We start from the raw sequence: 15,878 nt of genomic DNA, 5'->3' as shown, positions 1-15,878 counted from the left end.
AAGCACCAACAGCGCTATTTCTTCTCGACAGACACTATAAAGAAGAACAGCCGAACATCGGGGCTGTCACGTGGTCTGTAATCATGAAGTAAAACAAGCTCGATTAAGCAAGTCCAGAAATTAAATAGCATGCTTTTATGACAGCTAGTTTTTCTGTGTGTTCCTTCTATTGCTCACTATTTTCATTAGCCTTTTTTTTCTTGTTAATGATTAAAACAACAACGATGATCAATAACAAAACAAGTGCGGCGATTCCGCCAATCAGCCACCAATTGGTTTCTGGTTCCAATGTCACGTCTTCCTCATTTAAACGTCTCGCATCAGCAGCCGCAATCGTGAAGGGCTCTTCCCAATGCCATTCCTCTCCTTGTGAACGGGCCGTCAGAGTCAGGACATAGTCTCCCGGACGGAAACGCTCGCCATTTAGAGGGATCGGAAAATCCATCTGCGAATTTGGTGCCATCTGCATACTTGTGCGCTGTGTTTCATACAAGACGGTGTCGCTACCGCTGGCACGAACCTCGGCATCAATTTCTATGTGGTTGACGAAAGTCGGTGTATAATTTTGAATCTTGGCACTGATCACGTTCCGATAATTGACTTGACTGGCAAAAACGTCCAGCAATTCAAGTCCCGGATCCGTTGACGAGCGGTTATTGCTTACGACGACTCCTAAAATAAAGGCAAACTCATTACGAATCCCGATGCCTTCTGTTTCCGACTCTGCTGCCCCAGCATCGCGGACCTCTTCTACCCGAATCGACCCAGCCAAAATCCCTTCAAATTCTTCCTCAGGCATCGTCAGAGGCAGTGTAAGGATCCGTTCTTCTTGTGCTTCTAAGGTGATGACCCCAGGTGTTTCAATCAATTCGGCAATCGAGGCAGGCAATGTCGGGTCAGGAGCTTCGGCATCACGACCGTATTCTACTACTCCGTTGACGTTGGTGAAGGCAGTATGAGCCGATACTTCGACATCAATGGTTTCTTCCGATGTATTTTGGATGCGTAACTGCAATTCCTCTTGTTCCCCTGCGCCTAAATTCAGATCAAAATAACCGCTAGCACCGCCTTCGATCTGACTGTCAGGGAATATCGGGGTTACAAAAAAATTCAACTCTGATTCAATGTCATCATTTGCTCGTACTGGTGTCGGCCAAGCAATCAATGAGCATAGCACGATCATTGCAGTCAAAAGCCGCAGCCAGCGTTGGTTTGTTGGTTGTTCAATCACTGTTGTTTCTCCTTCCAAAAAAGGCAGGAATAACGGTCTACTCCTGCCAGTTGTTTCACATTATTGTTGCGTTGCTTTGAAGATTAGTCGTCTTAGTCTGGTACTGTTTCGCCATTTCCATCCGTCGCACTTGTTAAATGCCAAGTTAGTGTTGCCGTATATTCAGCAGCTTGTGGTGTAGCCGTTCCCGGGATATGCAGGCGAATAGCTTGATTCAAAACTGGATCTGTTCCTGCCTCATGAGCAGCAGTCAATTCCTCTTGATCTCCCCAATAAATAGACGATGTACCTTGCCCTTGACCTTCGGTAGCAGACATCACTGGAACGTTGGTCGAGTTTGCAGGGATAATCAAACTCTGGTTTCCTAATTCGTTTGGTGTGGTAAAGGCATTAGGAAGTAATTGCAGTAAATAATCCTTATCCTCATGGTCATCAGGCAGTGCCTGCAGCTCTTCCTCAGTAGCCCCATTGTGAACAATAGTTGGTTCAAGGAGTTCTAAATAAGCCCCTCTCAAATTACTCCCGCTTGATGTAGTAAACTCTGTTAAATCAAGATTCAGTTCCCACTGTGAATCAATTAATCCGCGAGTATCAACGATTTGTGCAAAGGATACAAATGGTACTCTTACCTCTTCGCCATTATCTCTTGAGATTTCCTCCCCCTCATCATCACCGGTGACAAGCTTTTCTTGTTCAGCGATTATTGGATAAAATTCATTAGTAGTTGAAATTCTTTGTATGCCAAAATCAAATTTTTTCGGTACATGGGCAATCGTTAACGGTCCGGTTGGTGGATCTGGATCAACGATTGTTACTGGTGGATACGGTACAGGAGGAACGACCTCTACGCTCTCCCCATCACCAGCTCGGAACTCAATATTATTTTCTGTATTCTGACGACGTCTTTCTCCACTCGGCTCTTGGTTCGGTGTGGGTTCATCATTTGCTACTGCTTGTACACCGCCTGCGAAGATTGTAGAGGTCAGTGTTGCGACTGTTGCTAAGCGAATCCATTTCATTTTTATTCCTTCTTTCTTTTCTTTTAGTTTGTTTCATCGGCTTGCGCCGTTGGAACTGTTTCTCCTGATTGCGAGGTAGTGGTCGTCAATTGCCACGTCAAAGTCGCCACATACAAGGCTGCATCTTTAGCAGTCGCTCCCGGGACGAACAATTGGATCGCCTCATTGCGAACCACCGGCGCCTGGGCTTGGACCTGCGCATTCAACTCATCTTGGTAGCCCCAAACGACGGATGAAGTGCCTGCCCCTTTGCCGGCATCAGCAGTCAGAACAGCTTGTGCTGAACCATTGGCATCCAAACGCAAGCCGGCTTCATGTGCGGCCGGTGCGTTTTCTTGGTTGTGGCTATTGTAGTCAACTTCTCGTGAGGCAAAGATGATTTGTGCCCCTCGCAGTTCGTTGTGTTGCGTCCCTGATTCAAACGCACTTAGTGCTACAGTCAAACGCCAGCCAGCATTTGACCCACGGGTATCTTGTACTTGGGCGAAGGAAACATACGGTACTTGGTTTTCTTCCCCTTGGGTATCCGCTAATTGTTGCTTTTCTGCCACCATCGAATAGACGGCATCTCGGTTGGAGATTTCTTGGGTACCAAAATCCAAAGTCGGCGCATAAGCGATCGTCAATGGTCCTGTTTGTCCATCTGGTCCGATCGGCGGTATCTCCACATCGGGGCCATCGGGTCCTGGATCAGGCGGTAACACTTCCGTCGGTTCTCGATCATTGGGCACAAAACTTACTTGCCCATCGGTTTCAGCGACTCTTACTTCAGCGGCGGTCCCTTGGATCCCACCAGTCAAAAGGGTTGCGGCAAGTACGGTGCTCGTTGCAAATCGCAAAAATCTCATAAGATCATTCCCTTATTCTCTATTACTCAACTTTTCTTGTGTTCTTGAGGTTGTTCGTTCTTTTTGGTACCTGCGTGTCTTCTTCACTGTTGAATAGCCAGCGATCAATAGCAGCAATGATCCGAGTGCCGTGGCACTGGAACTTTTTCGGGTATTCGTCTGCGGCAAACGTCCCCCATCCCCGCCAGGTTGTGTCGGTCCGGTCGGTGGTGAAGGTTCTGGTTTGTCTGGTTCATAGACACCCGTGAACTGGACTGAGCCTTCTGTATCGACGGAACGCTCCTCTTGTGCCGAAACTAAAATCGTCGAAGCACTGATCACTTGAAAAAAAGCAGCGAAGATCATCAGTTTGACCCAAAAATTCCCCCTCGCTCTTTTCATTCTCCCTCCCCCTTTTTGACATCATCAAGCCTAAAAACCACCCTTTTTTAGACACCTTTACTTAGACGGTAACCTTGAACAAAGTCGATTGGTCTTTGTTTCAGTTGGCTTCCAAAAACGCTGGGTTTTATCCTCGATATACTTCATTATAGCTATCTTTGTGATGCGGGAAAAATCAATAAATTCACTGGCTGATGAAATCTATGCCTAAATAAAAAAACAAACCCCCGTTTTAAATAAATTATTCACCATAGAATCTGGCTAAAACGAGAAATCCTTAACATACACCAAAACGCTTGTTACCATAGAAAAATCATATATCAATCTCCAAAGCACTTGCAGTTCTCCATTCTATAAAAGCCACAATAAAATAACGGTAAAAAAAGAGGGGGGGGACTATCCTTATTAAGAACGTTCCTCTCTTTTCATCTGATCCCCCAAGCTACGTTTGTCAGGTATTCTTTCTTTTATGTTGTTTTTCTTAGAATCACTAAACTGACAAGAACATGAAGCATGCCTGTCAGTGGTCATCTCCTGCTCGTTTGGTATTTCTCCACGGAAAACAGTTGGGTGGTTCCTCGACGATTGGCGGATCATCAGCTATGGTTCTTCTTTCGGACCGCCACCTTTCCCATTCATTTTCACTTATCCAGCCCTTTCCCGGTACTCTGTTGTTGCCAATACAGATGCAGCCAAACCAACGCATACTCCAATAGCTATTGCAGCGCTAAAAACTTTGGCGTCTCTGTCCATTGCTTTATCTTCTCTATCTAATATCCTTCGGTACTCCCTTGAAATGCCGCTTGGTTAAATCAGCCATTCCTCCATGAAGCATTTTATTGACTCTCTCGTATGTAGTTCTTCGGTCATCCATTTTTTGATTACTATTTACAGAACGAATCGATTCTTCCAGCCTCCCCCTTAAGAATTTTTCATTTCCTTGAAAAAAGCTCTCCACTGGATATTTGAAAACAGGCCTATTTGTTAGCACAAAAAAACAGCAAACGATCCCTTCTTGGTTTCACCAAAAGAAGCAAACGTTTGCTGCAGATTTTTTTATGTTAAGTAAGAGCCCGCGAAAGGCTCGTCTCGGTCGTACTATTTATGTATACTTTTGCTTACAAACAAGCGATTTCTTCCTATGAAAAAACGCTTCTTTGCTGATCATTGCTGTTTGATTCTTGATCATTCTCCTAAAGATTGCTTCTCTTTCCTTGTTCTGCCACGCTGGACCCAAAAATACATAACCAGCAGAAAGAAATAGCCAAGCAAAAGAATGGTTTGCCCCAATTGAAACCAGCTGCGAAGGATCGCAGATATGCTGAGAAGAAATCATACATGCCGTATTGTGCCACCGATATGCCTACCGACAAGGAGGCAAAAATAATAAAAAGTTTCATTCCGTTCATGTCCTACCTTCAAGCGCTTTTTGCTTTTTTTCACGTCTTACACAGTAATTATTTTAATGAAGAGAAAAAAACATTCGTCTTTGTCGTTGACTTTAGCGGTCAATCTGTTGTTTCTTAAAAACAACTCTTACTCAAGCAAGGAAGACCAACCAATTGCCTTCCCCACTGCGTTGTTTGAGTAGTCCATCTGCTCTCTGTCATTCTCAAGGGTACGTTCCACCTGAAAATCATCCTTTTAGCCCCACTACTACTCTCCATTTATTTCTCCAAAAAACTATCTATAAAACTTCCCCAATAGTCTATTGAACATCATCGTTTCCCATTTATCTCAATTTTTTTCCTAACTCTCAGGTCTACTCGACGTATTAGACATAAAACTTCAGGACTCCGCTAAGTGTTCACTCAAATAAATCAAGCCCATTTTGGGTTTTTGCGTTAACTTTGCCCCCGTGATCTCACGGTAAAAATACTTATGGTCATTTTCTATCATTTCAATGACTTCTTCCTCACTCATCCCAAGGTCATCTAGCAATCCCTCTTTGCGATTGTTGCTGATTTCCATCAATATTTGCAATTGTGCATCAATCGCCAATAAGTGGCCCCACTGAACAAACAGGTTTTCTTCCTTGCTATGAAAAATCGTTAAAAACTCTTTTGCTAACCGATGATAAAAGGCATTTATTTTAGGAAAAAAGCGTAACACCCCTTGTTTTTCTAGCTCTGTTTGAAAATGCGCCAAATATTCTTCTGCTCCCGCTATCTTTTCTGCCAGCATATTAGCCTCCTCGTAATCTATCTGCATGTTCGTTTCCAGTTTACACTTTCTGGTAACCGTAGATGTTCTTCAACCAATCAATGTCTTCTATTTTCTTTCTCTCTCATTCGTGGATACCCCTCAAGTACACTGCATTTTTAGGTATTGATGGCACATTCACTCATTTGCTAGTTACATTTACTGTTTATTTTCTCCCTTTTGATCCAACCAACAGTTCACAGGTTTCCTCTTGAGAAAAAACAAATACTCCTAAGCATCGGACTATGGTCTCACTATAGCGTCAAATATCCTTAAAAAAAAATAGCAATTTTCACCTGTCGGTGAAAAAACCTACATTGTATCAATTAGTTTCAACCGTTTACATCCACCAGAATAATAAAAATCGAATATTTAGTCAAATAAAATAAAATTAAACATAGAAATTGAAGTTTTTTAACCAATTGTTTATAATGTGTTTAATTCTTTTTTAAATTCAACGGGGGCAACTATGAAAAATTTTCAGCTAAAATTTATCAAAAATCGTTCTTTAATCCGACGATTGCAATTATTAAATGAATTTGAGAAGAATCCATCTGCAACATTGGGCGATTTATCAGAAGTAACAAAAAGCAGTACCCGTACGATCATTGCGGATATTGCCATGATTCGCGAACATTTTAATGATGCGATCGAAATCTATTCCTCTAAGTTTGGGTATTTATTTGAAGAACTTAATCCCGAGGGGTATATCAAACAAAAACAAAATTTAGTTAAAGACGAGCCATTTTTTATGATTTTGGAGAGTATTTTTTTTGATGAATTACAATCTGCTCTGGATTGGAGCTTGACCCTTAATCTTTCTGAACAAGCATTGCTCAGTTACTTAAAAAAAATGAACGAATTATTAAAGCCCTTCAAACTTCGTCTATCAACAAACCCTGTCACATTGATAGGTTCCGAAATCGATATTCGCCGCTTTTTTTGTCTGTTTTATTATGAGTCAGATATCAATGTCAATACGATCTTCCCATCGCTGGATGTCCAAGATGCTGTCATTGAGATCACCAATCTTTTGCATTCAAAAAAGCAACCGGCTTCTACTTTTTCTTACTTTTCCTATATTCTCTACATTACACTGGAACGCAGCAAGAAAGGGTTACAAGTCGAACTTTCACCTGAACTAAAGGACATCTTTTATGCTTATCATTCATTGATTGCTCCAGATACGTTAAGAGAGATCCTTTATTCCTATTTTCATTACCATCTGCCAGAGGACGAAATCATTTATTTGTTACTTTGTCTCATCTGTCGCCGAAAAATCAATCATCCTTCGATCGAAGAATTTTGCCGAAAGTATAATCGCTGGCCTGAGATCCAACAAGTGACAAAAGATTTCTATGCCCTAAATCAAGGCAATTCCTATGATGAACAAAAAGATTTACACTGGTTAGAATCATTTTTTACGATTGTGAAAATACGCGATATGCTCTCGCCCATCATGAATGTCAATATTGACGATCTTACGCAATTCGTCAAAGAGAAGTTTTCCCACGAATATAAGAGAAACTATGCATTTTTGGCAAAACACAAGCTAGTCAAAAAGCTGTATTCATCCTCCTATCTTGACGATTTCTGTGCCAGCTTAACGATTCATATGGAAGCGATCAAAGAAGAAAATTGGGGATCACAACGGACGATCGCCGTGATTTTTGAAGGAAACGAATATGTTTGTGAATATGCCGAAAGTATCGTGCGAAAATATTTGGGTCGCTTCCATACATTGTATTATCCTAATGCCAGTGAACTCTCTCCAACCTATTTAAAAGAAAAGCAAATTGATCTATTAGTCACCAATTATTCGGAGTATACGACAGAATACTTACTGGAAGTAGAATGCGTTCTTCTAAAATCGTTTCCAGATGCGACAGATTGGAATCGATTACTTAATCAAATCAATCCACGGATCTTGCGTCTGGTTGTATTGGACAATGCGTAGGTCAGCTATCTTATGGAATCATCACGGTCACAAAGCATTTCGAAGTGTTATTTTATAAAAACCATTCTTACCCAACGAGTGGTTGACACTCTGATTTATCTCAGCGATCACAGTGTTCATTTCTCGCTGAGATAAATCAAGCCATGGGGCGCTTTCTGGTTTGTGCCGATCCCTGCCATTTGTCGGTAATAGACATTTTTGTCCTTTTTGATCATTTCGACGATCTCTTCTTCTGCTAATTCGATTTCTTTAAAAAAGTCGTGTCGGAAAAAATCTAAAAACATTTGCAGTTGGGCATCGATTTCTAGCAAATCCGCCATTTGTTGTAGCACATTATCGTACTCGGTATAGCAAATTTCTTTGAATCGTGTTTGCAACTCTGTACATACTTGTTTGATTAGGGGAAATTCCTGCAAGTAACAAAGTTCGCTGTAATTTTTTAAATAGGCTTCTGGTGTCATATGTCCTTTTTTCATCATGATTGCATCATTCCTATCTTTCATCTGAGAATTATTTTGCACCTGGACCATTGTTAAAGTTTAAAGTCGATCAATGACATGAGTCTGCGCCAATCGGTTGAGTTCGGGATTTTATTGAACAATAAATACACGCCAGAACAAGAAAAATTCGACATATGCTCATTATAATTTGTGACGACGATATCAAATTGGTTCGCCTCAAAATAGCCGGGATTGATATCTAATACATTCGGAAAAAAGAGTTTCTGATAACTGCCTAGATACTTACGAGCAGTGACCTGAATTCGTTGCGAGATAAATTGATTCCCTTCTAACAGGAACGCAATTTTTTTAGGCTTCCCCCAGTACAATTCTTTCACACAGTCCATATGAATGGTAAACACTGCGCTGATATCTACGATCATGTCTAAAGACAGACACTTCAGTTGTTTGAATTGTTTTTGTAAGAACGCTGTGTTTTGTGCCATTTCCTCTGGAAATTGTTTTTTTACAAATGAGATCAAATCGGGAATCACTTTGTTCAAGACCGGTGAAAGTTTATTTTTTAGTAAGATCGTCGCAAAAAAAGACTGGATCAAAACCGTACTATATTCCAGCGCATACGGCGGTACGCCTGCCTCCTTTAGATAACGTTGGGTTAGTTGCAGGATCTGCGAGTCTTTGCCTAACTTGTTGCAAAAGTCCCTTTCCATATCAATATCAAACACCGTCCGTTTTCCCATCGATAACGCATAAAAGTAGATGATTTCTTTTTCGGCGATCGTCGTTTGCAAATGGTTCGATAGCATCGTCTTTAATTTTTTCAGCTCAAGATAATACTCTTTACGAAATTGCTTGACGATGGCTGGATCGATCGTGACGTAATGGCCATGAGAGGTTCGCTCTAAAATGATATAAAGCATGTAACTGATTTCCTCAAAGGCAAGATTAGAGAAATTGTTATCGAATTCTTCTTTTTTCAAGTTTAAACCGATCTCATGAATGATCAACGGCGGAAATACGGTATGCGGCGTACTATCGGATTCATAATAAAAGTTCAGAAAAAAATGGCGAATATTGACTTCCTCACCAATAAGATCAACGGTGGTTTTATTTAATGTCAGTTGGTACTGTGCTAAAATTGGGTCGATCTTTCGAAAATACCGCATCAACGTGGCAGGGGAAATAAACAAAATGTCTGACCACTCATTGATGGTCAATATTTCCCCTAAAAAAATGCTCTCAAAGATGCGAAACAACGGCTCGTTACTGATCAAATTCCGTTTTTTTTCTAAGTAGCTTTCTGTATCGATGACTTGTAGCTGATAGCCACTATTTGACGTTTCCATTTCGATAGCATCTTCGAAATACTCTTTAATGTTTTGTAAATCTTCAATGATGGTTCGGCTAGAGCTTTTGATCACTTTTGACAACCCACGGATCGGTGTATGAGAAGCGTGCTCCATATGTTCTAGCAAATGTAGCCACCTTAGCGTCGTTTTACTAATGACAAAAGATGATTGGAATTGTCTCATAGGTTCGCCTTCCTCTACTCGAAATAACTTTTTAATTCAGCCACGATCCGCTCACTGGCTTGTCCATCTCCATAGGGATTTTTGGCTTGCGCCATCTGTTTGTATGCTGCCTCATCAGACAATAAATGAACGATTTCTGAATACACATGCTCCTCATGGGTACCAATGAGTTTCAAAGTCCCTGCTGCCACCCCTTCTGGGCGTTCCGTCGTTTCACGTACGATCAAGACAGGAATCCCCAAGGAGGGTGCTTCTTCTTGAATCCCTCCTGAATCGGTCAAAACAAGGTAGCTGCCTGCCAGTAACTGATAGAATGCAGGGGCATCCAATGGTTCGATCAGCTCAATATTTTGCTGCCCTTCTAAATAGCGCTTGGCTAGTGTACGGACACGAGGGTTTTTATGCATCGGAAAGACCATCGTCAGTGCGGGATAAGCAACAGCGATCCGTTTTAGTGCACGAAACACTTGTTCCATGGGTTGCCCAATGTTTTCTCGCCGGTGCATTGTAACTAAAAGGATTTTTTTTTCACTAATTGGTTTTAGGTCTTTTTTTTGTGCCAAGGTGTGGTACAAAGCATCAATAGACGTATTGCCAGTAACGACGATGCGGTCTTGTGGATGATTTTCTTTTAGCAGATTTGCCTGACTTTGATCTGTAGGGGCAAAGAGAAAATCTGCTAGTTGATCAATCAACCGGCGATTCATTTCTTCTGGAAACGGATCATTCTTGTTACCTGTTCGTAGCCCAGCCTCCACATGACCAATCAAGATCTGCTGATAAAAAGCGGCCAGCGCAGCTGCCACTGCCGTCGTCGTATCGCCATGGACCAACACTACGTCTGGTTCTTCTGATTGAAAAATACCTTCGAGTCCTTCTAAAATACGACTGGTGATACTAGACAAGGTTTGATTTTCTCGCATGATAGCCAAGTCGTAATCAGGGGTCAGCTCAAACGCCGCTAATGTTTGCTCAAGCATTTCTCGATGCTGCCCTGTCACGACGATCTTTGATAGGAAGCGTGGATCATTTGCTAGTTTTTTTATGACCGGTGCCATCTTGATGGCTTCTGGTCGTGTACCAAAAATAGATAATACCTTTATTTTTTGCATCGTACTTCTCCTTTTTTTCAGCAATTTGAGCATTAATCAAGTTGCTTTTTGTAAATCTTCTGCCAGCGCTTCATATACGACGTTAAGGCATACTGTTGCTCAATCGTTGCTCTGGCTTGTTGGCCGCTTTTGATTCGTTCTTCCTCGTTAGCTAACAGACCGCTCAACGTCTCGATCATTGCTTGAATATCACCGGCAGCTACTAGGTAGCCGTTTTCACCCGATTGGATCAACTCTGGGATTCCCCCAACCTTCGTCGTTACATTGGGGATACCTGCCGCCATGGTTTCTAAGATCGCCATCGGCAAGCCTTCGTGATAAGAAGGGAGAAAATGGATGGCTGCCTTACGAAAAACAGCTGGTAACGCATCGGTTGCTACCCACTCATTTAAGAACACATTGGTGAGAGCCTCTTCTTGGAGCTGTTGGGCAACCTGTTGATTTTCTTGATCGCCAAATAACATAAAGCGAATCTCGGGAAAGGAAACAGCCATTGCTTTTGCAACTGCCAACAGATCAAAACTGCCTTTTCTTTGCCCGATCCTGCCAAGAGTGATGATCCATTTTGCGGTGGGGTCATAAAAGGATTCCTCCGGCACCGCTACGGCATTTGGCAAGACCTCGATTGAGGTATCGGTAATCGTTTGGTAAAATGCTGACCAGCTACTACTTAGCACTACGAGCTGATCCACCCGAGCTAAGGTAAAACGGACCCACCACTTTGCCCACGAAGGACTGTTTTGATAAAACTGGTCAAATTGCGAAGCATGCATATGAAAAATCGTCTTGCAATGTTTTGGTGCTAGCAACAACAGCAAACTCTTGCGATAGAAACTGCCCTTTTGCGCAACGTGGAAATGAAGGATCTGGCACCTTTCTTTTTTGATGTGCCGACGAAACGTAAGAAACGCTTTGAGCTGCGTCCAATATTTTCCTTTTTCCGACCAAGTCTTATGGACGACGAAACGCACGTCCTCTGGCGCTTTTGCTTTTTGGAAATTATAAATGACCGTTGCGATCCCCCCTTTTGCTGCTGGATCTGGACCGATAAGTAAGATATTCATGCTTTGTTGATTTTCCTTTCTTGTACAAATCTAGTTACCTGCTTTAGTTCCTTGCGATAAAGAACAACGACGAAGAGCATCAGCAGCAAAACGAGGCTCTTTTCCAGCCAAAGAGTCCGATTGAATGCCGTAAACAGCGCAAAGCAATACAGCATGATCGAAAGGCTGATTTGGCGTTTGACTGAGAACCCCTGCCAATAGGTCATCGAAAAATATGTACGGGCAAAAAAGAAGACCAAGTACCCTAATGCCGTAGCACAAGCCGCTCCTGTGGCGCCAATTGTCGGTACGAGTAGGAGATGACCAAGGGATGCGGCTAAGACCGCCAGCAAAGAGGCAGCAATATTCAAATGACTTTTCTTATAAAAAACGATCCCGAGATTGGTCGTTTCACTGATCGTCATCATCAAGGGATAAAAACATAACAAGGGAAACAAGTACTGGGCCTCTAAGTAGTCTTGCGACAATAAGATGACGATCGTTTCTTTGAAAAAGACCATCAGTAAAAAGAAAATCGACAAGACGAACATGATAAAGTGACTGACTCGTTCGTAATAAATCAATGGTTTGCCTTTTTTGAACCATTCATAGGAGGTGGGAATCCAAAAATTGGCAAAACTAACTTGTAGAATCATCAAGGCACTTGCCACTTTGAATGCAGCCGTGTAGATACCCAAAGCGGCAAAATCAGCAAAATAGCGCAGCATCATTTTGTCGATAATCATTAACAGGCTATAGAGGAACGTTCCCACCACCGTCGGCAAGCCAAAACGACTCAGCTTTTTGATCAGGTTGCGATCGATTTGGCGAATGAGCGGCACAAAAAGCGCCAGGTTTGCCAGAATCAACAGACAATCACCGATAATCTGACCGAAGAGCATGCCATAGACCACCGTAATAAACGTCGGCGGACCAAAAAAGAGAAACAGCAACGTGATGAACAAGACCATGAATTTCACCAAAATACTGTAAACGGAGAACTGGATCGCTTTGTTTTGCATTCGAACCGTTAACAAAAGAAACCGTTCAAAAATCAGCAGTCCCGACGAAAGAGCAAATAAATAAATCGCACGGGTGTACTGTGGAGACTCAAATAAAAGCTGCGAGAAATCTGCTGCAAAAACCACTAGGATCAGCTGAAAGAAAAATGAACCGAGCAACGGGACGAGCATCGCTTGTTGCAATAACTCGCGTTTGTTTTCGTGGTCATGGTATTCCCTCGTAAAGGCTTGGTCGAAGCCGAGATAGATCACGTATATCAAAAAGGTCTGTGCAAGGAAAAACATACTGGTCTTCCCATATTCTTCGGGTGTCAAAAAGCTGGTCGTTACGGGCAAAAGCACCAAGTTTAAGACCGCCGAACCTAACGAACCGAGGGAGAAAAAGCCCAGCCTCAAAAGTAATTTTTTCAATCAGTTGTTCACTCTTTCTCTGTTAAAATAATGCCTCCACAAATCAATCCTAAAAAGGTGGAAGACAATGCCGAATACAAAACATGCCCGGCAAAAAAACTATAAAAAAGCACCACGATCAAGGCAAAACTATAAACCGATCGTTTTCGTGGCTGAAAGGCCAAATAGACAAAATAGGCGAGCATTAGCAGCAATAACGCTATTCCCAGTAGGCCTTGCCCGAAAAGGGTGTCGAAGAAGTCCATTTCAATTAAGCCAAGACGACCAAAGTGTGCCAAACGGTATTCAAAGCCTTGGCCAAAGATCATGGTAAAGTGTCGGGCCTCATCATTTAAGAAGGCGTTCATCCCACCAATCAAAAAATCACTTCTTGAACTAGAAAGTAACCGGATCAAGTCCCCGTCGAAAAGATGATAAAAATACACTATGCGAAGATAGGTTCCTTCGACGGCTTGGATCAGCAATGGTAGTCCTTGAATAAGCAGCCAAGCAATCGTAATAAAACTCATAAACCAGATAAACAATTGTTGCAGAAATGCTTTACGTTCAATGCCTAGCACCAATCGGATTAAAAGATAGAACAACACACCGACACCATAAAACACGCCGGTTTTCGTACCGACCAAGACCAAACAGACGAAATTTCCAGCGAATAAACTAGCCAAAAACAGTGAAAACTTATGGGTCTGTTCTTTGATCGAAACAATTAGTGCCTGGACTGTAAAGGTGATTGAAACAATAAAGGCAAAGCTCGTATCATTATTGGCAAAGAAATAGCCTTTATACCCAGCATCAGAATTGTCATAAGTTTGGTAGCCTAGCCCTAAAAAATAAGGAATCAGTAGCCCCAAGGTGAAGCAGACACTGATAACAATAAACAAGCTGTCGTAGTGCAGTTTGGAGAAGTCGTTTTTTCGTTGATAGACATAATAAGGAATCAGTACCCATAAGAGGTATTTGATATACACCGATAGATCCTCGATCACCCACTGCCAGCTGTACCCTAGAAAAAGTGCTTGTAACAGAAAAATCGTAAGCGTCACAGCGATAAACCCATACGTTAAATATGTATAGTAGCTATGGGGAATCTTTTCTGTCACGATCATAATCACTAAGAACAAAAAGAACAGCAAACGGTAGAACACGCCAATGGGAAAAGGAATGCCCAGACTTAGAAATAAGCCGTTTAAGACGTCGATTATCGGAAAAATGGCCACAATCCCCAGGAAGAAGCGGTGATGGCTTTGCTGTTTTGATTTCATGCGTTTCTTCTTTTTTCTCCCCACACATACTGTAAAAAGCGTAAATTTCCTATGATATAGCGATCAAACATCCTGACTGGCTCTTGCGCAAAGCGATAAAACCATTCCAAACCTGCCCGCTGCATCCACAAAGGCGCTCGTTTGGTTTTGCCTGCGACGATATCAAAGCTGCCGCCAACGCCCATCGCAAATGGCACTTGCAACACTTCGCTGAATGTATCGAGCCAAATCTCTTTTTGCGGGCTAGAAAAAGCGACAAACAGCAAGTCTGGTTGCGTCCGTGCAATCTCTTTTGCCACGTCCAATGATTCGACTTCGGAAAAATAGCCATGGTGAAAACCCGCTATGTTCAGGTCGGGATAGAGCTGTTGGTCATGTTTGACGACGGCTTCTACGACTTCGGCAGTTGCTCCTAAATAATAAGGACGCCAGCCTTTTTCTGCTGCCAATTTGACCAGCTCGCGAAAAAGATCGATGCCTGTTACCCTTTCTGGTACCGGGCACCCTAAATATTTCGCTGCCCAGACAATCGACTGCCCATCAGCCGTGATCAAAGCTGCCCGATTGACGATCGATCGCAACGAGGGATCTTTTCGCATCAAGTTTATTTTCCCCGCGTTAATTGAAACATGCTGTGCGGGCATCCCCTGTTCGATCATTGCCTCGATCTTAGTAATGGTTTCCTGAAAGTTTAAGGAATCGAGATTGCTGCCTAAAAGTGATACACGTACTTGTTGCTCCATTAGAATGCTCCTTTGGGTAAGAAAACAACGCCAATCGTTTTCATAATTATTTTCAAGTCCAATAACCAGCTCAGGTTATTGATGTAATAGAGATCCAATGCGACCATCTCTTGAAAACTCAATTCGTTTCGTCCACTGACTTGCCACAACCCTGTGCACCCGGGTGTGACACACAATCGTTGCTTGTCTTTTTCTGAATAACTGACGACTTCTCTTTCTAAAGGAGGACGGGGGCCGACCAGTGCCATCTCCCCTTTCAAGACATTGATCAATTGGGGCAGTTCATCAAGACTCGTTTTTCTTAAAAAACGGCCTAAGCGCGTCACTCGCGGATCTTTCTTCAGCTTGAACATGGCCCCTTCAATTTCGTTTTTATCAAGGTATCGCCCTAATAATTGATCGGCATCAGGCACCATCGTTCGAAATTTGTACATCACAAACGTGGCCTCATTTTTGCCAACACGAACTTGCTTAAAAATAATCGGTGCCTGCCAGTTAGAAAATTTGATCCCTATACAAATCAGCAGTAACAGCGGGCTAAGGACGACTAATAAGCCCAAGCTAAAGATAGTTTCTATCGTGCGTTTCCAACGTAAATAGCTAGTCGCTTGAACCCTTGACTGCTTGTCTAAAGCGGGTCTTTCCACAAAGTTT

15 protein-coding genes are annotated in these 15,878 nt (G+C 42.4%); 1 reads left to right on the top strand and 14 read right to left on the bottom strand.

All coding sequences use genetic code 11. From position 1 onward, the window contains the following. Positions 1–166: 166 nt before the first annotated feature. From IGI94_RS02965 to IGI94_RS02940, 6 genes are all read right to left on the bottom strand, one after another. Complete coding sequence (locus IGI94_RS02965) at positions 167–1,231, bottom strand: DUF916 and DUF3324 domain-containing protein (RefSeq protein WP_438899411.1); 1,065 nt, start codon at positions 1,229–1,231, stop codon at positions 167–169. 92 nt (positions 1,232–1,323) lie between these two features. Then, entirely contained in the window at positions 1,324–2,250 is a 927-nt protein-coding gene (locus IGI94_RS02960; RefSeq protein ID WP_438899410.1) for a WxL domain-containing protein, read from the bottom strand. A gap of 23 nt (positions 2,251–2,273) precedes the next feature. After that, on the bottom strand, positions 2,274–3,098 hold the full coding sequence (locus IGI94_RS02955) for a WxL domain-containing protein (RefSeq protein ID WP_420658057.1): 825 nt from the start codon (positions 3,096–3,098) through the stop codon (positions 2,274–2,276). A 12-nt stretch (positions 3,099–3,110) separates the two neighbouring features. Next, positions 3,111–3,479 carry an LPXTG cell wall anchor domain-containing protein gene (locus IGI94_RS02950; protein ID WP_008378002.1) on the bottom strand — a complete coding sequence of 123 codons (369 nt, stop codon included), beginning with the start codon at positions 3,477–3,479 and terminating at the stop codon, positions 3,111–3,113. Positions 3,480–4,672: 1,193 nt separating this feature from the next. Then, a complete protein-coding gene (locus tag IGI94_RS02945) occupies positions 4,673–4,888 on the bottom strand; it encodes a hypothetical protein (protein WP_237714952.1) in 216 nt (71 codons plus the stop codon). A 379-nt stretch (positions 4,889–5,267) separates the two neighbouring features. After that, positions 5,268–5,663, bottom strand: coding sequence for a DUF7006 family protein (locus IGI94_RS02940; RefSeq protein ID WP_008377999.1), 396 nt, complete (start codon positions 5,661–5,663; stop codon positions 5,268–5,270). A gap of 487 nt (positions 5,664–6,150) precedes the next feature. Between IGI94_RS02940 and IGI94_RS02935 the strand changes: the two genes are divergently transcribed. After that, on the top strand, positions 6,151–7,638 hold the full coding sequence (locus IGI94_RS02935) for a helix-turn-helix domain-containing protein (RefSeq protein WP_438899409.1): 1,488 nt from the start codon (positions 6,151–6,153) through the stop codon (positions 7,636–7,638). A 116-nt stretch (positions 7,639–7,754) separates the two neighbouring features. Here IGI94_RS02935 and IGI94_RS02930 read toward each other — a convergent pair whose 3' ends face one another. Genes IGI94_RS02930 through IGI94_RS02895 form a run of 8 tightly spaced genes read right to left on the bottom strand, consistent with a single transcriptional unit; the run spans position 7,755 to position 15,871 of the window. Next, positions 7,755–8,117 (bottom strand): DUF7006 family protein, encoded by a 363-nt coding sequence (locus IGI94_RS02930; RefSeq protein ID WP_008377996.1) that lies wholly within the window; start codon positions 8,115–8,117, stop codon positions 7,755–7,757. Between the two features lie 53 nt (positions 8,118–8,170). After that, positions 8,171–9,631 (bottom strand): helix-turn-helix domain-containing protein, encoded by a 1,461-nt coding sequence (locus tag IGI94_RS02925; protein ID WP_438899408.1) that lies wholly within the window; start codon positions 9,629–9,631, stop codon positions 8,171–8,173. 14 nt (positions 9,632–9,645) lie between these two features. Continuing rightward, on the bottom strand, positions 9,646–10,743 hold the full coding sequence (gene wecB / locus IGI94_RS02920) for a non-hydrolyzing UDP-N-acetylglucosamine 2-epimerase (protein WP_438899407.1): 1,098 nt from the start codon (positions 10,741–10,743) through the stop codon (positions 9,646–9,648). 32 nt (positions 10,744–10,775) lie between these two features. Beyond that, positions 10,776–11,807 carry a glycosyltransferase family 4 protein gene (locus IGI94_RS02915; RefSeq protein WP_438899406.1) on the bottom strand — a complete coding sequence of 344 codons (1,032 nt, stop codon included), beginning with the start codon at positions 11,805–11,807 and terminating at the stop codon, positions 10,776–10,778. Further along, positions 11,804–13,219 (bottom strand): lipopolysaccharide biosynthesis protein, encoded by a 1,416-nt coding sequence (locus tag IGI94_RS02910; protein ID WP_086333020.1) that lies wholly within the window; start codon positions 13,217–13,219, stop codon positions 11,804–11,806. Before IGI94_RS02910 ends, IGI94_RS02915 begins: the two co-directional genes overlap by 4 nt. A gap of 8 nt (positions 13,220–13,227) precedes the next feature. Beyond that, complete coding sequence (locus IGI94_RS02905) at positions 13,228–14,481, bottom strand: O-antigen ligase family protein (RefSeq protein WP_429947383.1); 1,254 nt, start codon at positions 14,479–14,481, stop codon at positions 13,228–13,230. Beyond that, on the bottom strand, positions 14,478–15,224 hold the full coding sequence (locus IGI94_RS02900; protein WP_008377984.1) for a WecB/TagA/CpsF family glycosyltransferase: 747 nt from the start codon (positions 15,222–15,224) through the stop codon (positions 14,478–14,480). Before IGI94_RS02900 ends, IGI94_RS02905 begins: the two co-directional genes overlap by 4 nt. Further along, a complete protein-coding gene (locus IGI94_RS02895; RefSeq protein WP_008377982.1) occupies positions 15,224–15,871 on the bottom strand; it encodes a sugar transferase in 648 nt (215 codons plus the stop codon). The genes IGI94_RS02900 and IGI94_RS02895 overlap by 1 nt, the downstream gene beginning before the upstream one ends. Positions 15,872–15,878 lie beyond the last annotated feature (7 nt).

It is taken from the genome of Enterococcus sp. AZ149, from assembly GCF_051714285.1.
Classification (GTDB): Bacteria; Bacillota; Bacilli; order Lactobacillales; family Enterococcaceae; genus Enterococcus_D; species Enterococcus_D entomosocium.
Note: the sequence above shows the minus strand (reverse complement) of the source record. Positions and strands in the feature narration are given on the sequence as shown.

What these genes read in the sequence shown, in the direction of transcription:
- IGI94_RS02960 (WP_438899410.1), bottom strand. Translation starts at nt 2,250, where the DNA reads ATGAAATGGATTCGCTTAGCAACAGTCGCAACACTGACCTCTACAATC.
- IGI94_RS02955 (WP_420658057.1), bottom strand. Translation starts at nt 3,098, where the DNA reads ATGAGATTTTTGCGATTTGCAACGAGCACCGTACTTGCCGCAACCCTT.
- IGI94_RS02950 (WP_008378002.1), bottom strand. Translation starts at nt 3,479, where the DNA reads ATGAAAAGAGCGAGGGGGAATTTTTGGGTCAAACTGATGATCTTCGCT.
- IGI94_RS02945 (WP_237714952.1), bottom strand. Translation starts at nt 4,888, where the DNA reads ATGAACGGAATGAAACTTTTTATTATTTTTGCCTCCTTGTCGGTAGGC.
- IGI94_RS02940 (WP_008377999.1), bottom strand. Translation starts at nt 5,663, where the DNA reads ATGCTGGCAGAAAAGATAGCGGGAGCAGAAGAATATTTGGCGCATTTT.
- IGI94_RS02935 (WP_438899409.1), top strand. Translation starts at nt 6,151, where the DNA reads ATGAAAAATTTTCAGCTAAAATTTATCAAAAATCGTTCTTTAATCCGA.
- IGI94_RS02930 (WP_008377996.1), bottom strand. Translation starts at nt 8,117, where the DNA reads ATGATGAAAAAAGGACATATGACACCAGAAGCCTATTTAAAAAATTAC.
- IGI94_RS02925 (WP_438899408.1), bottom strand. Translation starts at nt 9,631, where the DNA reads ATGAGACAATTCCAATCATCTTTTGTCATTAGTAAAACGACGCTAAGG.
- wecB (WP_438899407.1), bottom strand. Translation starts at nt 10,743, where the DNA reads ATGCAAAAAATAAAGGTATTATCTATTTTTGGTACACGACCAGAAGCC.
- IGI94_RS02915 (WP_438899406.1), bottom strand. Translation starts at nt 11,807, where the DNA reads ATGAATATCTTACTTATCGGTCCAGATCCAGCAGCAAAAGGGGGGATC.
- IGI94_RS02905 (WP_429947383.1), bottom strand. Translation starts at nt 14,481, where the DNA reads ATGAAATCAAAACAGCAAAGCCATCACCGCTTCTTCCTGGGGATTGTG.
- IGI94_RS02900 (WP_008377984.1), bottom strand. Translation starts at nt 15,224, where the DNA reads ATGGAGCAACAAGTACGTGTATCACTTTTAGGCAGCAATCTCGATTCC.